This window comes from Coriobacteriia bacterium (assembly GCA_034370385.1).
Lineage (GTDB): Bacteria > Actinomycetota > Coriobacteriia > Anaerosomatales > PHET01 > JAXMKZ01.
The window spans coordinates 1-1194 of the sequence record JAXMKZ010000009.1 but is presented as its reverse complement, the minus strand read 5'-3'; the positions used below and the strand labels follow the sequence as shown (position 1 = coordinate 1194).

3 protein-coding genes are annotated in these 1194 nt (G+C 48.3%); 1 reads left to right on the top strand and 2 read right to left on the bottom strand.

Annotated features, from left to right (window positions below):
* The first annotated feature begins 34 nt into the window (after nt 1-34).
* On the top strand, nt 35-331 hold the full coding sequence (locus U1E26_02745) for a hypothetical protein (GenBank protein ID MDZ4168562.1): 297 nt from the start codon (nt 35-37) through the stop codon (nt 329-331).
* Between the two features lie 23 nt (nt 332-354).
* Here U1E26_02745 and U1E26_02740 read toward each other — a convergent pair whose 3' ends face one another.
* Both U1E26_02740 and U1E26_02735 read right to left on the bottom strand, forming a co-directional pair.
* Nucleotides 355-783, bottom strand: a complete 429-nt coding sequence (locus U1E26_02740; protein ID MDZ4168561.1) for a hypothetical protein — start codon at nt 781-783, stop codon at nt 355-357.
* 19 nt (nt 784-802) lie between these two features.
* Nucleotides 803-1099, bottom strand: coding sequence for a ThiF family adenylyltransferase (locus U1E26_02735; protein MDZ4168560.1), 297 nt, complete (start codon nt 1097-1099; stop codon nt 803-805).
* Between the last annotated feature and the right edge of the window lie 95 nt (nt 1100-1194).

Genomic DNA, 1194 nt, shown 5'->3' with positions numbered 1-1194 from the left:
ATTTATTTTCAGTTTACAGATTTGAGGAATTGCCATGACCATCCAATTTAACATCAACAACTTTAACATCGAAAACTTAACCGCTGTCGTTGACTACCAAACTCACCGCAGCTTAACCCATGGAACTGAGTTTCAGAAGTCCATGGTTATACTGGCACTGCTCAACCGAATGCTGATGGATGTCCACAAAGAAGAGCTTGAAAGCCTAAATTTGTCCGCCAAGGCGCATCAAGAGGCGCTTGATAAGATTGATATTTTTTGTAAGATCATTTTGAAGGACAACCCGCTGCCTGGGATAGACCCGGATGCCTTAGAAATTTTCTGCGGTTAGTGCGCAAGAATGCCTTTGTGACATCAGATATTAACCGGTGTCTGTGTGCCTTTTCGGATATCGATAAATGCGCCTTGATAATCCAGGCCGCCCTGCCTTAACAGCGACCAGACCAGTTGCATGGCCACATTGGCTATGGCACGGTTGATCGGCAAGTCTTGATGGGCCAAGGCTTCTTCCATGCTGCATGACGGCGTATTATTGTCCACCATGCCATCCAGTTCCGGATAGAAATCAAATACCGAAGGCAGCTTGACAGGATTTTCATTGGCATGGCCAAGCCTGCCCAATATGACTTGCCCGGTACTTTCCCCATTTCCAGTATCAAGCCACAGACAGCTTGTATATCGACTTGCTTTCTTCGCCAAATCAGCCCGGAATTGCGCGACATCGACACAAGTGACCAGCAGATTATAATTATACGACTCAAATTCGGCATGGATGTCGAACATACGGGGCATGGCCACCCAATCACGCCCGTACAGGTAATTGATCCGTTGGAATGGAAACCAGTGCCTTATTGTGGCCCAGATCGGCAGGATAGAAGGCTTGGCGGCCTATATTGGGCCTTTCAACCACATCGCCATCCCAAGCTGTCACATGCAACCCTGGATGCCCCAGTTCCCGGATGGCGTAATCAATTCTGGCCAGACTGGCCAAGACTTCGGAACCGGTGCCGCCGACACCGATCAAGCAGATTTTGACGGGCTTACGCAGCCAGTGGGCGGGGGTGGGGAATTTGAAGTGTTTAACGAGTTGGGTATCCATGAGCCACCATTAAAAAATCGGTTAAAGTCCCCCTCTTTTAACATGGACGCATCATGATGCAATGCTTATATGGGACGGTGAGTGGATGTTAATTT

Coding starts and splice junctions, on each gene's coding strand:
- U1E26_02745 (MDZ4168562.1), top strand. CDS start 35: ATGACCATCCAATTTAACATCAACAACTTTAACATCGAAAACTTAACC.
- U1E26_02740 (MDZ4168561.1), bottom strand. CDS start 783: ATGTTCGACATCCATGCCGAATTTGAGTCGTATAATTATAATCTGCTG.
- U1E26_02735 (MDZ4168560.1), bottom strand. CDS start 1,099: ATGGATACCCAACTCGTTAAACACTTCAAATTCCCCACCCCCGCCCAC.